Genomic DNA, 15,818 nt, shown 5'->3' on the forward strand with positions numbered 1-15,818 from the left:
CCACTTGCCCTGGCCATCGCGCCGTTTCTGCTGTTGTCCATGGGTCCGGGTTCCGCCTCGGCCCAGGAGGTGGCCTACCCGAACAAGCCCATCACGGTGCTGATCGGCTATCCACCGGGTGGCAGCACCGATCTCACCGGCCGCGCGGTCGCCGACCAGCTGGCCAGGAAGCTGGGGGTTCCCGTCGTCGTGGAGAACGCCAGCGGCGCAGGCGGCGCCATTGCGGCGATGAAGGCATCCAGGGCGCCCGCCGACGGCTACACGCTGTTCGTCGGAGCCAACAACGAGATCGCGATCAACCGGCTGATCACGCCGGCCACCGTCAAGTACAGCTACAAGGACTTCACGCCCATCGGCCTGGTGGCCTCGCAGCCCATGGTGCTGGTGGCTTCCCCCGGCACGGGCGTGAAGGACGCGAGCCAGTTCCTGAGCGCGGTCAAGGCCAGCCCGGGCCGCTTCAGCTACGGCAGCAGCGGCATCGGCACGGCGCTGCACCTGGCGGGGGAAATGGTCAAGGAGCAGGGCGGCCTGTTCATGACGCACATCCCTTACCGGGGCGTGGGGCCGCTCACCACCGACCTGCTGGGTGGCCGGATGGACTACGGCGTGTTCGTGCTCTCCAGCGGCTTGCCACTCATTCGCGCAGGCAAGGTGGTGGCCCTGGGTGTGACGGAGAAGAAGCGCTCGCCCGCCGCGCCGGACATCCCGGCGCTGGCGGAGTCACCGAAGCTCAAGGACATGGACATCGGTGTCTGGTTCGCGCTGATGGCGCCGCCCCAGTTGCCCGCGCCGGTGCTCGCCAAGCTGCGCGCCACGCTCAACGATATCCTGCAGACTCCCGAGTTTCGCAAGACGCTGGAAGATGCGGGCTCCACCATTGCACCGCCGAACGTGGACATGCCGCGCTTTCTCGCGGACGAGACGGCCAAGTACCAGAAGGTGGTCGACTTCGCGAAGATCACCGAATGACGGACCTGCACTTCGAACTCGCCAGGCCGGACATCGGCGCCTGGCGTGCGGGCAACACGGGCACGGAAGGGGTCTGGCATTTTGATTCGGGTGTGCCAGGGCGCGCGGTCATGGTCGCGTCGCTCGTGCACGGCAACGAGCTGTGCGGGGCCTGGGCGGTCAAGGGCCTGCTCGAAGCCGGTGTGCGCCCGCAGCGCGGGAGCCTCACCCTGGCCTTTTGCAACCTGGCCGCCTTCGACCGCTTCGACCCGGCCGCGTTCGATGCGTCCCGCTTCGTGGACGAAGACCTGAACCGCCAGTGGTCCACCGGGCGCATCGCCGAGGGCGGCACCCTGGAGCGGCGCCGCGCGGGCGAGTTGCTGCCGTTCGTGCAGCGCGCGCAGTGGTTGCTCGACCTGCATTCCATGCACGAGCCGGGCAAGCCGCTGATGCTGACGGGCCCCCATCACCGCAACCTGGCGCTGGCGCGAAGCCTGCGGGCGCCGGAGCATATCGTGGTCGATGAAGGGCACCGGGACGGCACACGGATGCGCGACTTCGGCCACTTCGGCCTGGCCGACCCGAAGGCCGGTGACAACCGCTCGCTGCTGGTGGAGTGCGGCTTTCACGGCGACACATCGAGCCGCGACGTGGCATGCGACGTGTCGGCCCGCTTCCTGGTGGAGGCGCAAGTGCTTGACGCCGGCACCGCCGCCGATGCGCTGGCCGGCTGGCGGCGTGCGGACGCGCCCCGGCAATGCGTCCTGCGCGTCACCGGCGGTGTGACGGCGCGCAGCGACCGCTTCCGCTTCCTCGGCCCCTGCCACGACCTTCAGCTCATCCACCAGGCGGGCACCGCGATTGGCGACAACGACGGAGAAATCGTCACCACGCCCTACGACGACTGCGTGCTCGTCATGCCCTCGGCGCGGCAGGCGCGCGCGGGCGTGACGGTGGTGCGCTTCGCCCGGGCCGAGTCGTTGTGAAGCGCTTGCAGCACGGTGCCGGCTTCTGACCCGCTGGTGTCTACGACTTCGCGCCCAGCGCCAGCGCGCGTTCGCGGCTGGCCTGCAGTTCCATGGGGTCGTCCGCCCGTTTCGTGGGCCAGCCCTGCAGGTGCCGTTCGGCGATGTCGGTCAGCGCGCGGATCCACTCCGGTGAATCGTTGAGGCAGGGGATGTACTGGAACTGCTGGCCACCCGCGTGCAGGAAGGCTTCGCGTGCTTCCATGTTGATCTCTTCGAGCGTCTCCAGGCAGTCGCTGGTGAAGCCGGGGCACACCAGGTCCACGTTCTTCAGACCTTTCTTCGCCATGGCGACCAGCGTGGGTTCGGTGTACGGCTCCAGCCACTTCGCCTTGCCGAAGCGCGACTGGAAGGTCAGCGTGTAGCGGTCTTTCGCCAGCCCCAGTTCCTGGGCCAGCAGGCGCGCGGTCTTGTGGCATTCGCAGTGGTAGGGGTCGCCCAGGTGCAGCGTGCGCTCGGGCACGCCGTGAAAGCTCATCACCAGGTGCTCGCCCTGGCCGTGCGCCATCCAGTGCGCGCGGATCGCCTTCGCCAGCGCCTTGATGTAGCCCGGGTCGTCGTGGTAGCGGTTCACGAAGCGCAGCTCGGGCAGGTGGCGAACCGGGCGGGACCAGGCCGTCACCGCATCGACCACGCTCGCCGTGGTGGTGCCGCTGTACTGCGGGTAGGCCGGCAGCACCAGGATGCGCGTGGTGCCCTCGGCCTTGAGTTCGTCGAGCACCGACGCGATGGACGGGTTGCCATAGCGCATGGCGTAGCGCACCGTGACCTGATGGCCGCGCTCGCCCAGGTAGCCGCGCAGCAGCGTGGCCTGCCTGTCGGTCCACACCTTGAGCGGCGAGCCTTCGGGCAGCCAGACGCTGGCGTACTTCGCGGCCGACTTCGCCGGCCGGGTGCGCAGGATGATGCCGTGCAGGATCGGCCACCACAGCAGGCGCGGGATCTCCACCACGCGCGGGTCGCTCAGGAACTCCGCCAGGTAGCGCCGCAGGGCCGGGGCCGTGGGTTCGTCGGGGGTGCCGAGGTTGCAGAACACGATGGCCGTGCGCGGCGCCTGGCCATGGGGAATCGTGGGTTCCTGGCGAAAGTTCATGCGCTATTCTCCCGCAGACATGAATACCCCCGACCCTGCAGCCCACGGCGCCGCGCCCGAAGCGATGGCGCTGCTGGACGCGCGCCGCATCCGCGCCATCACCATCGACCTGGACGACACCCTGTGGCCGATCTGGCCCACCATCGAGCGCGCCGAGGCCACCCTGGTGGCCTGGCTGGCGCAGTACGCGCCCGCCACGGCACTGCAGTGGGGCAACCCGGCCGCCCTGCGCGAGGTGCGCAACCAGATGCACCGCACGCGGCCCGATCTCGCGCACGACCTGAGCGCGCTGCGCCGCGAGTCGATCCGCCTGGTGCTGTCGCAGGCGGGCGACGACCCGGCACTGGCCGAGCCCGCGTTCGACGTGTTTTTTGCCGAGCGCCAGCGCGTGGAGCTGTTCGAGGACGCGCTGCCCGCGCTCGAATGGCTGGCGGCCCGCTATCCCGTGGTGGCACTGTCCAACGGCAATGCCGACGTGCAGCGCGTGGGCCTGGGCCAGCACTTCAGGGCGGCGCTGAGCGCGCGCGAGTTCGGCGTGGGCAAACCCGATGCGCGCATCTTTCACGCGGCGGCCAGCGCCGCGGGCGTGGGCGCTGCCGAGGTGCTGCACATCGGTGACGATGCGCAACTCGACGTGGTGGGCGCGCTCGGCGCGGGCATGCAGGTGGCCTGGCTCAACCGCGCCGGACACGCCTGGGAGCATGCGCCCCTGCAACCCCACGCCACCGTGAGCGATCTGCTGGCCCTGTGCCGGCACATCGGCTGACCTGTCGTTTCCGCTTCCATCCGCCCCCATGAGTCTGACCATCTACGGCATCGCCGCCTCGCGCGCGGTGCGCCCGCTCTGGGCCGCCACCGAACTCGGCCTGGATTTCCACCACGTGCCCTTGCCCTACCAGGGCGGCGGCACGCGCACACCCGGGTTCCTGGCGATCAACCCCAACGGCCATGTGCCGGCCGTCGTGGACGCGCGTCCCGAAGGCGATGTGGTGCTGTGGGAAAGCATGGCCTGCGCGCTGTACATCGCGCGCCACCATGGCCGCGCGGACGGCCAGAGCATCACCCCGGCCACGCCGCGCGAGGACGCCGAGGCGCTGCGCTGGAGCTTCTGGGCGGTCAACGAAGCCGAGGCCGATGCGCTCACGGTGCTGATGCACCGCATGGTGATGCCCGAGCCGCGGCGCAAGCCCGAGCTGGCCAATGCGGCCGAGCGCCGCCTGGCCGTGCCCCTGCGGGTGATCGAGCAGCACCTGCAGGCTCAGCAGGCGCGTGGGCAGGCCTTCCTGGCTGCCGAACGGTTCACGGTGGCCGACCTCTGCGCAGCCAGCGTGCTCAACTGGGCGCGCCCCTCGCGCACCCTGATGGATGCGCATCCGCTCACGCACGGGTGGATCCTGCGCTGCATGGAGCGGCCGGCGCACCGGGCCGTCAAAGCCACGGACACCGCCTGAACGGTCCCTGTGACAATTCGTACCGTTATATGAAAAGTCGCAGTATTTGCGTGCGAATTAGATAAAAAACTATATTAGTGGGCTTAGTTCAACCCAACGGCTGTTGGTTGAGCGGCCGGTCAATTGGTTTGCAGCGGCGTTCGTCTTTCTCTCCAGTTTGTTGGGTGTGTTCCTCACATCCGTTGGCGCAGCGCGCCGGTGGAACCTGCCACCTGAACCCGGAGTTGCCATGCACACCACCCCCCGTCTTACCCTGACCGCCCTGGTCGCTCTGGCCTTTCTGGCCGCCTGCGGACAGAAGGAAGAAGCCACCACCGAGGCGCCCGCCGCAGCACCGGCCATGGCCGCAGCTCCTGCCGAATGCGGCAAGGTCACCGTGGCCGCCATGAACTGGCAGTCGGCCGAAGTGCTGGCCCACATCGACAACATCATTCTGTCCAGGGGTTATGGCTGCGAGGTCGAGATCGTGCCTGGCGACACCATGCCCACGCTGACGTCCATGATGGAAAAGGGCCAGCCCGACGTGGCGCCCGAGGCCTGGGTCAATGCCGTGCGCCAGCCGCTGGACGCGGCTGTGAAGGAAGGTCGCCTGCACTATGCCGCCGAGGCGCTGAAGGACGGTGGCATCGAGGGCTGGTGGATTCCGAAGTACGTGGCCGACGCGCACCCCGACATCAAGACCATCGATGACGCGCTCAAGCACCCGGAGCTGTTCCCGTCGGCAGAAGACAAGTCCAAGGGCGCCATCCACAACTGCCCGTCGGGCTGGAACTGCCAGATCACCACGGCCAACGCCTTCAAGGCCTGGGACGCCAGGGCCAAGGGCTTCGTGCTGCTGGACACCGGCTCGGCCGCCGGCCTGGACGGTTCGATTGCCAAGGCCTACGAGCGCAAGGAAGCGTGGCTGGGCTACTACTGGGCGCCCACGTCCATCCTTGGCAAGTACGACATGGTCAAGCTCGACGCAGGCGTGCCGCACGACAAGCAAGCCTGGGAGACCTGCAACTCGATCACCGAGTGCGACAAGCCGATCAAGAGCGACTGGGCCCGCGCCGATGTCTACACCGTCATCACCGACCGGTTCCAGAAGGCCGGCGGCCCGGCCGTGGAGTACCTGAACAAGCGCGCCTGGAGCAACGAGACCGTCAACGCTCTGCTGGCATGGATGAGCGAAGGTCAGGCCACGGGCGAAGATGGTGCGCGCCACTTCCTCAAGACGCAGCCCGAGATCTGGAGCGACTGGGTGTCGCCCGAGGTCGCTGAAAAGATCAAGACCTCGCTCGACGCGGCATGAGCTGGCTCGACGCCTTCCCGGCCCTGGGCGCGGATCAGCTCAGTGCCCTGCGCCGGGGTGTCGACGGCGCATTCCGCGAATTCACGCGCGAACACGGCGACACGCTGGAACGGCTGTTCGAGCCGCTGCGCGATTTCCTGCTGATTTCCGAACGCCTGCTCACCCAGACGCCCTGGCCGATCGTGGTCGGTGGCATTGCGCTGGTGGCGTGGCTGGCCTCGCGCTCGTGGAAGATCGTGGCCGGCTCGGTGCTCACGCTGCTGCTGATTGGCTACTTCGGCATGTGGAATGACACCATGAAGACGATCTCGATGATCTTCGTCTGCACGGTGGTGGCCCTGGTGCTGGGTCTGCCCATCGGCATCGCGATGAGCAGATCCGACCGACTGAATCGCTGGATCAACCCGGTGCTGGACGTGATGCAGACCATGCCCAGCTTCGTCTACCTGATTCCGGTGGTGATGCTGCTGGGCATCGGTCGCGTGCCAGGCGTGATCGCGGTGGTGATCTACGCGATTCCGCCGGTGATCCGCTTCACCAACCTGGGCATCCGCCTGGTGGACAAGGACCTGCTGGAAGCGGCCGACGCGTTTGGTTCCTCGATCTGGCAGAAGATGCGCCAGGTGCAGCTGCCACTGGCGCTGCCCACCATCATGGCGGGCGTCAACCAGACCATCATGTTGTCGCTGGCCATGGTGGTGATCGCGTCCATGATCGGCGTGCAGGGCCTGGGGCAACCTGTGCTGCGCGCCATCACCAACCAGTACTTCACCATGGGTCTGCTCAACGGGCTGGCCATTGTGGGCATTGCCATCATCTTTGACCGCGTGTCGCAAGCCTATGGCAAGCGGCTGCAGAAACACCTGGAGGTTGTCCATGGCTGAAGCGGTATGGCCAGCAGGCCCACAAGCGCAGTCCACGCAGGCGCACCCCTTGACCGAAGCCCGGCCCCGGGTGGACGCCTCGGTCGGCATCTCCATCCGCCGGCTCTACAAGATCTTCGGGCCCACGCCCGGGAAGTTCCTGGAGCCGGTTCAGCAGGGCATGAGCAAGCAGGAGCTGCGCGACGTGCACGGCCACGTTCTGGGCCTGAGCAACATCAGCATCGACATGCCGGCCGGCGGCATACAGGTCGTCATGGGTCTGTCGGGCTCCGGCAAGAGCACGCTGATCCGCCACATCAACCGGCTGATCGACCCGACCGCGGGCGAGGTTCTGATTCCGGTGGACGGGCGCGAACTGGACGTGGCGAAGATGTCGCCGCGCGAGCTGCTGCGTTTCCGGCGCGAGCAGACTGCCATGGTGTTCCAGAAGTTCGCGCTGTTTCCGCACCTCACGGTGCTGGAGAACACCGAGTACGGCCTGCAGGTGCAGGGTGTGCCGGGCAGGAAGCGGCGCGAGGCCGCCGCGCGCTGGATCGAACGCGTCGGACTCAAGGGCTACGAGGACAGCTACCCCAACCAGCTCTCGGGTGGCATGCAGCAGCGCGTGGGCCTGGCGCGCGCACTGACCAACGACGCCCCCATCCTGCTGATGGACGAAGCCTTCTCCGCGCTGGATCCGCTGATTCGCGCCGACATGCAGTCGGTGCTGCTGGACATTCAGCAGGAAATCGGCAAGACCATCGTGTTCATCACGCACGACCTGGACGAGGCGCTGCGGCTGGGCGACCGCATCGCCATCCTGCGCGACGGTGAGGTGGTGCAGCAGGGCACCGGCCAGCAGATCGTGCTCAAGCCGGCGGACGACTACATCGAGAGCTTCGTGCGCGACGTCAACCGGGGCCGCGTGATCCGCTGCCGCACGCTCATGCAGGGCGGCGCTGCGCCGGTGCAGGGGCCCGCGGTGGACCCGAGCCTGGTGATCGAGGAGGCCGCGCGCCTGCTCAGCGCCGAGAGCTGCGAGGCGGCCAATGTGGTCAACAGCAAGGGGCGCCATCTCGGCACCATTGCCATGGCCGACATCATCGGTGCCATGGTGCCGCCCCGGCCCGAGGCGCAAGGCGCCCCTGCCGCGGGTACCTGAGGACTCACCAGCCCCAGAGCAGGCGCCGGGCGATCCAGCCGCCGGCGCCCTGTTCGCGTTCCACGCGCACCCAGTCGGCGCGCTTCTCGCGCGTGCGCAGCAGCTCGCCGTATTCCACCTTGCCGACGATGCGGTGCTTCGTGCCCGGGCCGCTGCGGATGTTGGCAACGCGGGCCTTGACGATGTGGTGGGGCGTGTTGCCCGTGAGCCGGCGCGCGACCCAGCCCGTATCGCCTTCGAAATCGCGCACCTTGATCCAGCCGCCCTTGCGCTGGGTGATCCGCAACGGGTAGCCTCGCTTGAGTTCCCACAGCACAGCGGTGTTCGTGCCCGGGCCTTCGCGCATGTTGAGCGTGCTGCCCTTGACGCTGACCATGCTTTGCGCGTGAACCACGCTGGATGCGATGGCCATCACGCACAGGGTGGCGGCGGCAATGAAGTGGCGTGCGGGGGTTGTGCAGTTCATCTGCAAGAGCTCCTTTCCTCAGGTTTCCAGAAAATCCCAGCCAGTGGGAACGTGCGCGGTCGCAGAGGTTCCGCTGATTTTCGCCTGGGTCTGCGGCTGCGTCGGCATTGCGTGCCGCTCAGGGCGGCTGCGTGGCCAGCGCGGCGGCAGCGTGACCACTGCGCACCGCGCCTTCCAGCGTGGCAGGGTAGGGCCCCTGCACGTAATCTCCGGCAGCCCACAGGCCTGGCGCCATGGCCGAGGGTGGGCGCACGAGGTTGGGCGTGCAGGCGAAGGTGGCGCGCTTCTCGACCACGGTCTGCACCGGCCGCAGCGTGTTCAGGCCCAGCTGGCGCGCGGCCTGACGCAGCACGCGCGCCTGAAGTTCGTCGCGTTCGCCCTGGCTGGCGCTCACCACGAAGGCCAGCACGCCCTGCGCCAGCGCGTCCCGCGGCTGCAGTTGTCCACGGTCGAACACGAACTGGGCTGGCGCGGCCTGCTCGTCGGGCTCTGCGCGCAGCGCCAGCATGGGCGCGCTCAGTCGCGCGCCGGGGGCATGCGCATACACCGTGGTGAGCGCCGTGAAGGGCAGGCCACGCGCCGTGCGTGCCCAGGCCCGCAGTGGCGTGGCCGTGGCCGCTTCGCAGCCGTCGGCCACCTGTTCGGCGAGTTTTTCCGCAGGGCTCGCGGCGGTGGCGCAGATGACGGCATCGAACGCTTCCTCGCCGCCCTCGTGTCCCAGCAGCCAGCCGGTGGACTGCGGGCGCAAACAGCCCACGCGCGTGCCGCTGCGCAAGCGGTATTGCTCGCCGTGGTGCGCGGTCAGCCACTGCGCTGCCGTGTCCGGGAACAGCCGCGAGAGGTCGACGCGGGGCAACAGCAGGCAGGAAGCATTGAAACCCGCGCTGCCCGGGCCGAACAGCGCATCGCGCAGCACGCGCAGGAACACCGCCGCGCTGGCGTCCACGGCGGGGGTGTTCAGCGCCGACACGCACAGTGGGTCGATGAGTTCGTGGCGCACTCGGGGCGGCAGACCGGCACACAGATCGGCCACGGTGAGCCCGGGTGCGCAGTCGAAACCCGCGCGCTGCCAGCGCAGCGAGGCGCGCAGCAGCGCCAGCCGCTCGTGCCAGCGCCAGCCGCGCGCGGTGGTGATGGCGGCCAGGGAGTCCAGTGGCGCCGGCCAGCGCGTGGCCCAGCCGGGGGTGCGCAGACCCGAACCATCGGGATAGCGCAGGGCCAGCGGCAGGGGCAGCAGGGTCTGCGACAGATCGATGCCCACGCGCTGCATCAGCGCGAGCGTTCCGGTGTAGGCGCCGATCAGGATGTGCTGTCCGTTGTCCAGCGTGAGCGGCAAGCCGTCGTCGCGCGGCACCTGCAGCGCGCGGGCGCGTCCACCCAGTGTGCGGGCGGATTCGAACACCGTCACGTCCGCGCCGCGCGCCACCCCTTCCACCGCGGCGGCCATGCCGGCCCAGCCCGCACCGATCACGGCCAGCTTCACGATCAAAGCCTGCCCAGGGCCTGCACGCGCCAGGCCAGCCAGAACTTGCGCAGCGGCGTCAGACTCACCCGGCGCGTCAGCACCAGCATCGGGTCGGCCGCGATTTCCTGTAGCAGGGTGCGGTAGATGCTGGCCATCATCAGGCCGGGCTTCTGCGCGCGGCGGTCGGCCTCGGGCAGCAGCGCCAGTGCGTCGCTGTAGGTCTGCAGCGCGCGCGTGCACTGGAATTGCATGAGTGCGGTGAAGCGCCGCTGGAAGTCGGCCGCGTCGGTGCCGGGCGCCGCGCCGCGCTGGATCAGTTCGTGCGCCTTCACATTGAAGCTCTGCAACTCGTTGACCGGCAGGTAGATGCGCCCGCGCGTGGCATCCTCGCCGACGTCGCGCACGATGTTGGTGAGCTGGAAGGCCAGGCCCAGGCGGTGCGCGTAGTCGGTGGTGGCCAGCTGCGTCTGGCCGAAGATGCGCGCAGCCACCTCGCCCACCACCCCGGCCACCAGGTGGCAGTAGCGCTGCAGGTTGGCGAAATCCAGGTAGCGGTTCTGCTCCAGGTCCATCTGGCAGCCGTCGATCACGGCCATGAGGTGGCGGGCTTCGATCTCGTAGGTCCGGGCCAGCGGCATCAGCGCGCGCATCACCGGGTGGGTGGGCTCGCCGGCAAAGGCCTTCGCGACCTCGCCGCGCCACCAGGCCAGCTTGGTCTGCGCCACGCCGGGGTCGCTCACCTCGTCGACGACGTCGTCGACCTCGCGGCAGAAGGCATAGAAGGCGGTGATGGCGGCACGGCGTTCCGCGGGCAGGAACAGGAAGGCGTAGTAGAAGCTGCTGCCAGAGGCCGCGGCTTTTTGCTGGACGTAGTCTTGGGGGCTCATGCGTGGGGGCGGTTTGGGGGTCAAGTGTACGCACCGCGCCAGGGGGCGGTGTACGATGAACCGGCCATTCCGCCGCCCCCACGAGGTTTCACATGAACGATCAGAATCGTCGCGTCTTCCTGCTGTCGCAGGTGGCCACGGGCAGTGCCTTGCTGCTGAGCGCCGGCGCTGCCCATGCCCAGCCGGTCATGGTGAGCGAGAAGGACCCCACGGCCGTCGCGCTGGGCTACACGGCGGACTCCGCCAGGGTGAATCCCAAGCGCTTTCCCAACCACACCAGCGCGCAGAAGTGCGGCAGTTGCCAGCTTTATGCCGGCCGGGCCGGGGATGGCTTCGGGGACTGCCGCATCTTCACCGGCAAGCAGGTCCCGGCCATCGGCTGGTGCAGCGCCTACGTGCTCAAGTCTTGAGAGGCGCGCGCGGCGGGGCCTGGCGTCTCAGTGCGCATGGCCGCTGTGGTCGCTCCCGCCGGTGCCGAGTTCGCCACGCGCCTGGCGCAGTACCTGCCAGCCGCCATGCAAGGCCAGCGTGGCCATGAGGCTGGCGACCAGCAGGTCGGGCCAGGCGCTGCCGGTGCCGAACACGCCGAGCGCGGCCAGCATCACCGCCACATTGCCGATGGCGTCGTTGCGCGAACACAGCCACACGCTGCGCATGTTGGCGTCGCCTTCGCGAAACGCATAGAGCATCCAGGCCACCGCCACGTTGGAGACCAGCGCGAGCACGCCGATGGCGCCCATGGTCGCGGCGTCGGGCACGTCGCCGCGCCACACCGACCAGGCCGCGCTGCCCAGGATGTACAGGCCGAAGCTCATCATGCTCAGCGCCTTGAGCACCGCCGCGCGGGCGCGCCAGGCCAGTGCCGAGGCCAGCACCGCGAGCGAAACCGCGTAGTTCAGCGCGTCGCCGGCGAAATCGATCGCATCGGCCAGCAGCGAGAGCGAGCCGGCCTGCCAGCCGGCCGCGATCTCGACCACAAACATGGTGGCATTGACCCACAGCGCGATCCAGAGGATGCGGCGGTAGCGCTTGAGGTTGGCGATGCCGGTGGCATCGGGGGTGTCGTGGTTGCAGCAGTGGGCGGACATGGCCTTCCTTTCGATGGCTCTATTGAAAACCCTGAAGCCGCTACAGTGTCAAGACACCACGGCCGCAGGGCCGCAACGCTTTCAAGGACATGCCATGCAGATCAAGGAACTGGCCCGCGCCACCGGCGTGGACGTGGAAACCATCCGCTTCTACGAGAAGGAAGGCCTGCTGCCCGCGCCCGCGCGGCGGGACAACGGCTACCGCGACTACGCACAGCCCCACCTGGAGCGCCTGTCCTTCATCCGCCACTGCCGCGCGCTGGACATGCCGCTGTCGGACGTGAAGCGCCTGCTCGGCTTCGTGGACGACCCCGCGGCCCATTGCCTGAACGTGGACCAGCTGGTGGACGAGCAGCTCAGCCGCGTGCGCGCGCGCCTCAAGAGCATGCGCGCGCTGGAGAAACAATTGCTGCAACTCCGTTCGCGCTGCGACGGCCACCACCCCGATGGCGCTTCCTGCGGCATCCTCGACGAGCTGGTCTCGGCCGCGCACGGCGAGGCCTGCGCCTGCCATCCGGTACGCTGAGCCGCGCGGATCCGTTGGGACCTGCCGCGGCGACCGGCAGACCTTCTCATGAGCACGAAAAGCCCCTCTAATCCGGACAGTCGAGAACTTCTTGCAGAGGGAGCGCGGCGATGAACCTTCAACTTGCCCAGATCGATCTGGGGGATATCGGCAGCCTGCACACCTATGACGTGTCCGGTGGGGAAGGTGTGCTGCAGCACGAGTTCGCACCCTTGCACGACAACGCAGACCGTGTGGCCATCTTCATAGCCGAAGGGCTCCACCTCAGCGAGGCGCTGACCCTGGAGCAGGGGGGCGAGCGGGTGGCGCTGAACGCCGACCGTTACCAGGCCCGCCGGCACGCGGCTGAAGACAGGGTTTTCTCCCTGGTGTCTGCGCCGTTGTCGGCATCGGGCATGGTGGCGCGTGTGGCGTTTCCGGGTGGCCAGCCGGTCGGACTGCATGTGCTGGTGGTCGACAAGTCGGCGCGCACCCTGCGCAGGCTGATCAAGGAGGTGAAAGGCCGAATCCTCGAACCGGTTTTCGCCAGGTTCAAGGACAAGTGCTGGCTGTGCATGCGGCTGGTGCGCGCGCTGTGCTCGGCACTCATCGGCGGCGTGGACATCGACGCCGACGACATTGCCGAGGCGCTGAGACGGATATTTCCCGAGGAATGGATACCGGAGCTTCCGGACACGGACCTGGGCCAGTTGCTCAAACGCATCCTTGATCTCCTGCGCCAGTATGACCCCCGCAACGTCATCGCGCGAAAGCTGTGCGAGGAGCTGGGCTACTGTCGGGCGCCGGCAGACCAGGGCGCAGGCGCCGCTGCCACCGATGTTCGACTGGCCCAGTTTCAGTACCTGATCTCTGTGGGGGTGGCGGACCCTGATGTGGCGCTCTGGGTGGCGATGCTCTCCAATGACCCGGCGGGCATATCGCGGGCCTTGTCACAAGGCGCCAACGTGAACGTCACCGACTCCGCGGTGCTGCAGCGCCACCAGGACACCCTGCGGCGCATGCCCAAGTCTTGAAGACAGAGGCGCGGCGCCGGAGCCGGTGCTCAGACCGCGATCGGCAGCCCTGCGAGTTTTTCCAGTTCCGCATGCGCCAGGCCGTCCACGGCATCGATGAGCCGCAGGCCCTGCGGCGTGCATTCCAGCGTGGCCAGGTCGCTGTAGATGCGCTTGACGCAGCCGATGCCGGTGAGCGGGTAGGTGCACTGCGCCACCACCTTGCTCGCGCCCTGCTTGGTGAGCAGGTCCATCATCACCCAGGTCTGCTTGGCGCCGATGGCCAGGTCCATGGCCCCGCCCACGGCAGGGATGCTGCCGGGCTCGCCCGTGCTCCAGTTGGCCAGGTCGCCCGTGGCCGAGACCTGGAAGGCGCCGAGCACGCAGATGTCCAGGTGGCCGCCGCGCATCATGGCGAAGCTGTCGGCGTGGTGGAAGTACACGCCGCCGGGCAGCAGCGTCACCGGCTGCTTGCCGGCGTTGATGAGGTCGTAGTCTTCCTCGCCGGCCGCAGGTGCCGGGCCCATGCCCAGGATGCCGTTCTCGCTGTGCAGCACCACCTCGATGCCCGCGGGCAGGTGGTTGGCCACCAGCGTGGGCTGGCCGATGCCCAGGTTCACGTAGGCGCCGTCGTGGATGTCCTGCGCCACGCGGCGCGCGAGTTCGTCCTTGGTTCTTCGGGTGTAGCTGCTCATGGTGTTGTCTGCTTTCAGGCGGTGGCCTTGAAGCCGCCGGCCTGCGTGGCCACGCGGGGAATCCGCACGATGGCGCTGACGTGGATGCCGGGTGTGACCACGGCCTCGGGGTCGAAGCTGCCGAGTTCGGCGATGTCGTACACGCTGGCGATGGTGCGTTTCGCGGCGGTGGCCATCACCGGGCCGAAGTTGCGCGCGGCCTTGCGGTAGGTGAGGTTGCCCCAGCGGTCGCCGCGCTCGGCCTTGATGAGGGCCACGTCGCCGAAGATCGGGTACTCCAGCACATACGGTTTGCCGTTGATCACGCGCGTTTCCTTCGGCGTGCCGTCGGCGTTCTTCGCCAGTTCGGTGCCGAAGCCCGTGGGCGTGAAGAAGGCGCCGATACCCGCGCCGGCGGCGCGCAGGCGCTCGGCCAGATTGCCCTGCGGTACCAGTTCGAGCTCGAGTTTTCCGCTGCGGTAAAGCGCGTCGAACACATGGCTGTCGGCCTGGCGCGGAAAGCTGCAGATGACCTTGCGCACGCGCCCGGTCTGGAGCAGCGCGGCCAGGCCGGTGTCGCCGTTGCCGGCGTTGTTGTTGACCACGGTGAGGTTTCGCGCGCCCTGGTCGATCAGGCCGTCGATGAGTTCTCCGGGGATGCCGGCGGTGCCGAAGCCGCCGATGAGCACGGTGGCACCGTCTTCGATGCCGGCGAGCGCCTCGTTCACCGAGGCCGCGATCTTGTTGATCAAGGCGAAGTCTCCTGCTTGCACAGTGGAAAGAGAGGGCGATTATGGGCCGCAGCCGGCCTGCATCACCCCTGCGCCAAGCGTATGCGCAGAGGCAATCTCCGACTTTTCGCGGACCGGAAAACTGATTTCCAGCCAGTCCGTTGCACCGCGCCGGCCGCGGCGGGACACTCGACGCCCAACCTACACAAGAGACGGAGACACGAGTGAGCAAGCGCATTGGATGGATCGGATTGGGTCGCATGGGCGAGGCCATGGTCAAGCGGCTGACGAAGGCGGGCCACGCGGTGGAGGTGTGGAACCGCACTGCAGCCAAGGCCGCGCCCCTGGCCGAATACGGAGCCGTGGTGGTCAACAGCAAGCAGGATCTGGCCGCCTGCGACACCGTGTTCACCATGGTCTCCACCACGAACGACCTGAAGGACGTGCTGTTCGGCGAGGGCGGCCTGGTCGCCAGCGCGCAGCGCCCGCGCGTGGTGATCGACAGCTCGTCGATCTCGCAGGAAGGCTCGGCCGAGATCCGCGCCCGGCTCGAAGCCCTGGGCGTCATCTACCTGTGCGCGCCGGTTTCGGGCAACGCCAAGGTGGCCAAGGCCGGCAAGCTGCTGGTGGTGGCCTCGGGCCCGAAGGCGGTCTACGACGAGGCCGAGCCGCTGCTGGCCGCGATGTCGCGCAAGGCCATGTGGGTGGGAGAGGGCGAGCTCGCGCGCGTGTGGAAGATCGCGCACAACACCATGTTCGGCGTGATCATCCAGAACCTGTGCGAGATCACGGTGCTGGCCGAGAAGGCGGGCATTCCCCGCAACGTGTTCCTGGAGAGCATCAACGACTCGGTGCTGGGCAGCATGTACACGCGCTACAAGACGCCGGTGCTCACCAACCTCACCTTCGATCAGGTCACCTTCACGCCGAAGCTGCTGCTGAAAGACATGGACCTGGGCCTGGGCGCGGCCAAGGCCCACGGCGTGGCCATGCCGGCGGCGGCGGCCACGCGCGAGAGCATCGCGCGCGTGGTGGGCCGGGGCTACGAGGACATCGACTTCGCCGTGCTGCTCAAGGAGACGGCGGCCGACGCGGGTCTGGACATCCAGCCGCTGAACGTCGAGGTCAGCGACGGCCTGAGCAGCTGAGGGCG

The 15,818-nt window shown here is 68.3% G+C and carries 18 protein-coding genes; 11 read left to right on the forward strand and 7 right to left on the reverse strand.

Annotation, left to right across the window (positions count from 1 at the left end; translation table 11 throughout):
• Positions 1-39 precede the first annotated feature (39 nt).
• Together K5880_RS08770 and K5880_RS08775 are read left to right on the forward strand one after the other, a co-directional pair.
• Positions 40-969 (forward strand): tripartite tricarboxylate transporter substrate binding protein, encoded by a 930-nt coding sequence (locus tag K5880_RS08770; protein ID WP_297651107.1) that lies wholly within the window; start codon positions 40-42, stop codon positions 967-969.
• A complete protein-coding gene (locus K5880_RS08775) occupies positions 966-1,934 on the forward strand; it encodes a succinylglutamate desuccinylase/aspartoacylase family protein (RefSeq protein ID WP_297650831.1) in 969 nt (322 codons plus the stop codon). The genes K5880_RS08770 and K5880_RS08775 overlap by 4 nt, the downstream gene beginning before the upstream one ends.
• A 40-nt stretch (positions 1,935-1,974) precedes the next feature.
• Here the strand turns inward: K5880_RS08775 and hemH are convergent, their stop codons facing one another.
• Positions 1,975-3,066 (reverse strand): ferrochelatase, encoded by a 1,092-nt coding sequence (hemH, locus tag K5880_RS08780; RefSeq protein WP_297650833.1) that lies wholly within the window; start codon positions 3,064-3,066, stop codon positions 1,975-1,977.
• Positions 3,067-3,085: 19 nt separating this feature from the next.
• Between hemH and K5880_RS08785 the strand changes: the two genes are divergently transcribed.
• The 5 genes from K5880_RS08785 to K5880_RS08805 all read left to right on the forward strand — a co-directional run bounded on the left by K5880_RS08785 (position 3,086) and on the right by K5880_RS08805 (position 7,836).
• The gene (locus K5880_RS08785) at positions 3,086-3,832 is read left to right on the forward strand and encodes an HAD-IA family hydrolase (RefSeq protein ID WP_297650835.1); all 747 of its coding nucleotides are present in this window, start codon (positions 3,086-3,088) and stop codon (positions 3,830-3,832) included.
• A 28-nt stretch (positions 3,833-3,860) separates the two neighbouring features.
• A complete protein-coding gene (locus tag K5880_RS08790) occupies positions 3,861-4,517 on the forward strand; it encodes a glutathione S-transferase family protein (RefSeq protein WP_297650837.1) in 657 nt (218 codons plus the stop codon).
• 229 nt (positions 4,518-4,746) lie between these two features.
• On the forward strand, positions 4,747-5,811 hold the full coding sequence (locus K5880_RS08795; protein WP_297650839.1) for an ABC transporter substrate-binding protein: 1,065 nt from the start codon (positions 4,747-4,749) through the stop codon (positions 5,809-5,811).
• On the forward strand, positions 5,808-6,695 hold the full coding sequence (locus tag K5880_RS08800; protein WP_297650841.1) for a proline/glycine betaine ABC transporter permease: 888 nt from the start codon (positions 5,808-5,810) through the stop codon (positions 6,693-6,695). The genes K5880_RS08795 and K5880_RS08800 overlap by 4 nt, the downstream gene beginning before the upstream one ends.
• Positions 6,688-7,836: a glycine betaine/L-proline ABC transporter ATP-binding protein gene (locus K5880_RS08805; RefSeq protein ID WP_297650843.1), complete on the forward strand. Its 1,149-nt coding sequence runs from the start codon at positions 6,688-6,690 to the stop codon at positions 7,834-7,836. Before K5880_RS08800 ends, K5880_RS08805 begins: the two co-directional genes overlap by 8 nt.
• Positions 7,837-7,840: 4 nt before the next feature.
• Here the strand turns inward: K5880_RS08805 and K5880_RS08810 are convergent, their stop codons facing one another.
• The 3 genes from K5880_RS08810 to hpnD all read right to left on the reverse strand — a co-directional run bounded on the left by K5880_RS08810 (position 7,841) and on the right by hpnD (position 10,654).
• The gene (locus tag K5880_RS08810; protein WP_297650845.1) at positions 7,841-8,302 is read right to left on the reverse strand and encodes an SH3 domain-containing protein; all 462 of its coding nucleotides are present in this window, start codon (positions 8,300-8,302) and stop codon (positions 7,841-7,843) included.
• 118 nt (positions 8,303-8,420) lie between these two features.
• Entirely contained in the window at positions 8,421-9,785 is a 1,365-nt protein-coding gene (gene hpnE, locus K5880_RS08815; RefSeq protein WP_297650847.1) for a hydroxysqualene dehydroxylase HpnE, read from the reverse strand.
• A gap of 2 nt (positions 9,786-9,787) precedes the next feature.
• A complete protein-coding gene (hpnD, locus tag K5880_RS08820; RefSeq protein WP_297650849.1) occupies positions 9,788-10,654 on the reverse strand; it encodes a presqualene diphosphate synthase HpnD in 867 nt (288 codons plus the stop codon).
• A 92-nt stretch (positions 10,655-10,746) separates the two neighbouring features.
• Here hpnD and K5880_RS08825 point away from each other — a divergent pair, with 92 nt between their 5' ends.
• Positions 10,747-11,064 carry a high-potential iron-sulfur protein gene (locus K5880_RS08825; RefSeq protein ID WP_297650851.1) on the forward strand — a complete coding sequence of 106 codons (318 nt, stop codon included), beginning with the start codon at positions 10,747-10,749 and terminating at the stop codon, positions 11,062-11,064.
• A gap of 27 nt (positions 11,065-11,091) precedes the next feature.
• Here the strand turns inward: K5880_RS08825 and K5880_RS08830 are convergent, their stop codons facing one another.
• Positions 11,092-11,742 (reverse strand): cation transporter, encoded by a 651-nt coding sequence (locus K5880_RS08830; protein ID WP_297650852.1) that lies wholly within the window; start codon positions 11,740-11,742, stop codon positions 11,092-11,094.
• A 94-nt stretch (positions 11,743-11,836) separates the two neighbouring features.
• Between K5880_RS08830 and K5880_RS08835 the strand changes: the two genes are divergently transcribed.
• On the forward strand, positions 11,837-12,268 hold the full coding sequence (locus tag K5880_RS08835; protein ID WP_297650853.1) for a Cd(II)/Pb(II)-responsive transcriptional regulator: 432 nt from the start codon (positions 11,837-11,839) through the stop codon (positions 12,266-12,268).
• 110 nt (positions 12,269-12,378) lie between these two features.
• Positions 12,379-13,281, forward strand: a complete 903-nt coding sequence (locus K5880_RS08840; RefSeq protein ID WP_297650854.1) for a hypothetical protein — start codon at positions 12,379-12,381, stop codon at positions 13,279-13,281.
• A 29-nt stretch (positions 13,282-13,310) separates the two neighbouring features.
• On the opposite strand, the gene K5880_RS08845 is transcribed toward K5880_RS08840, so the two are convergent.
• Entirely contained in the window at positions 13,311-13,955 is a 645-nt protein-coding gene (locus K5880_RS08845; RefSeq protein WP_297650855.1) for a 3-oxoacid CoA-transferase subunit B, read from the reverse strand.
• Between the two features lie 14 nt (positions 13,956-13,969).
• Positions 13,970-14,686: a 3-oxoacid CoA-transferase subunit A gene (locus K5880_RS08850; RefSeq protein WP_297650857.1), complete on the reverse strand. Its 717-nt coding sequence runs from the start codon at positions 14,684-14,686 to the stop codon at positions 13,970-13,972.
• Positions 14,687-14,826: 140 nt separating this feature from the next.
• Here K5880_RS08850 and K5880_RS08855 point away from each other — a divergent pair, with 140 nt between their 5' ends.
• Positions 14,827-15,813 (forward strand): NAD(P)-dependent oxidoreductase, encoded by a 987-nt coding sequence (locus tag K5880_RS08855; RefSeq protein ID WP_297650859.1) that lies wholly within the window; start codon positions 14,827-14,829, stop codon positions 15,811-15,813.
• Positions 15,814-15,818: the final 5 nt, after the last annotated feature.

Origin of the sequence: Hydrogenophaga sp. (assembly GCF_025699295.1) — a bacterium.
Taxonomy (GTDB): Bacteria; Pseudomonadota; Gammaproteobacteria; order Burkholderiales; family Burkholderiaceae_C; genus Hydrogenophaga.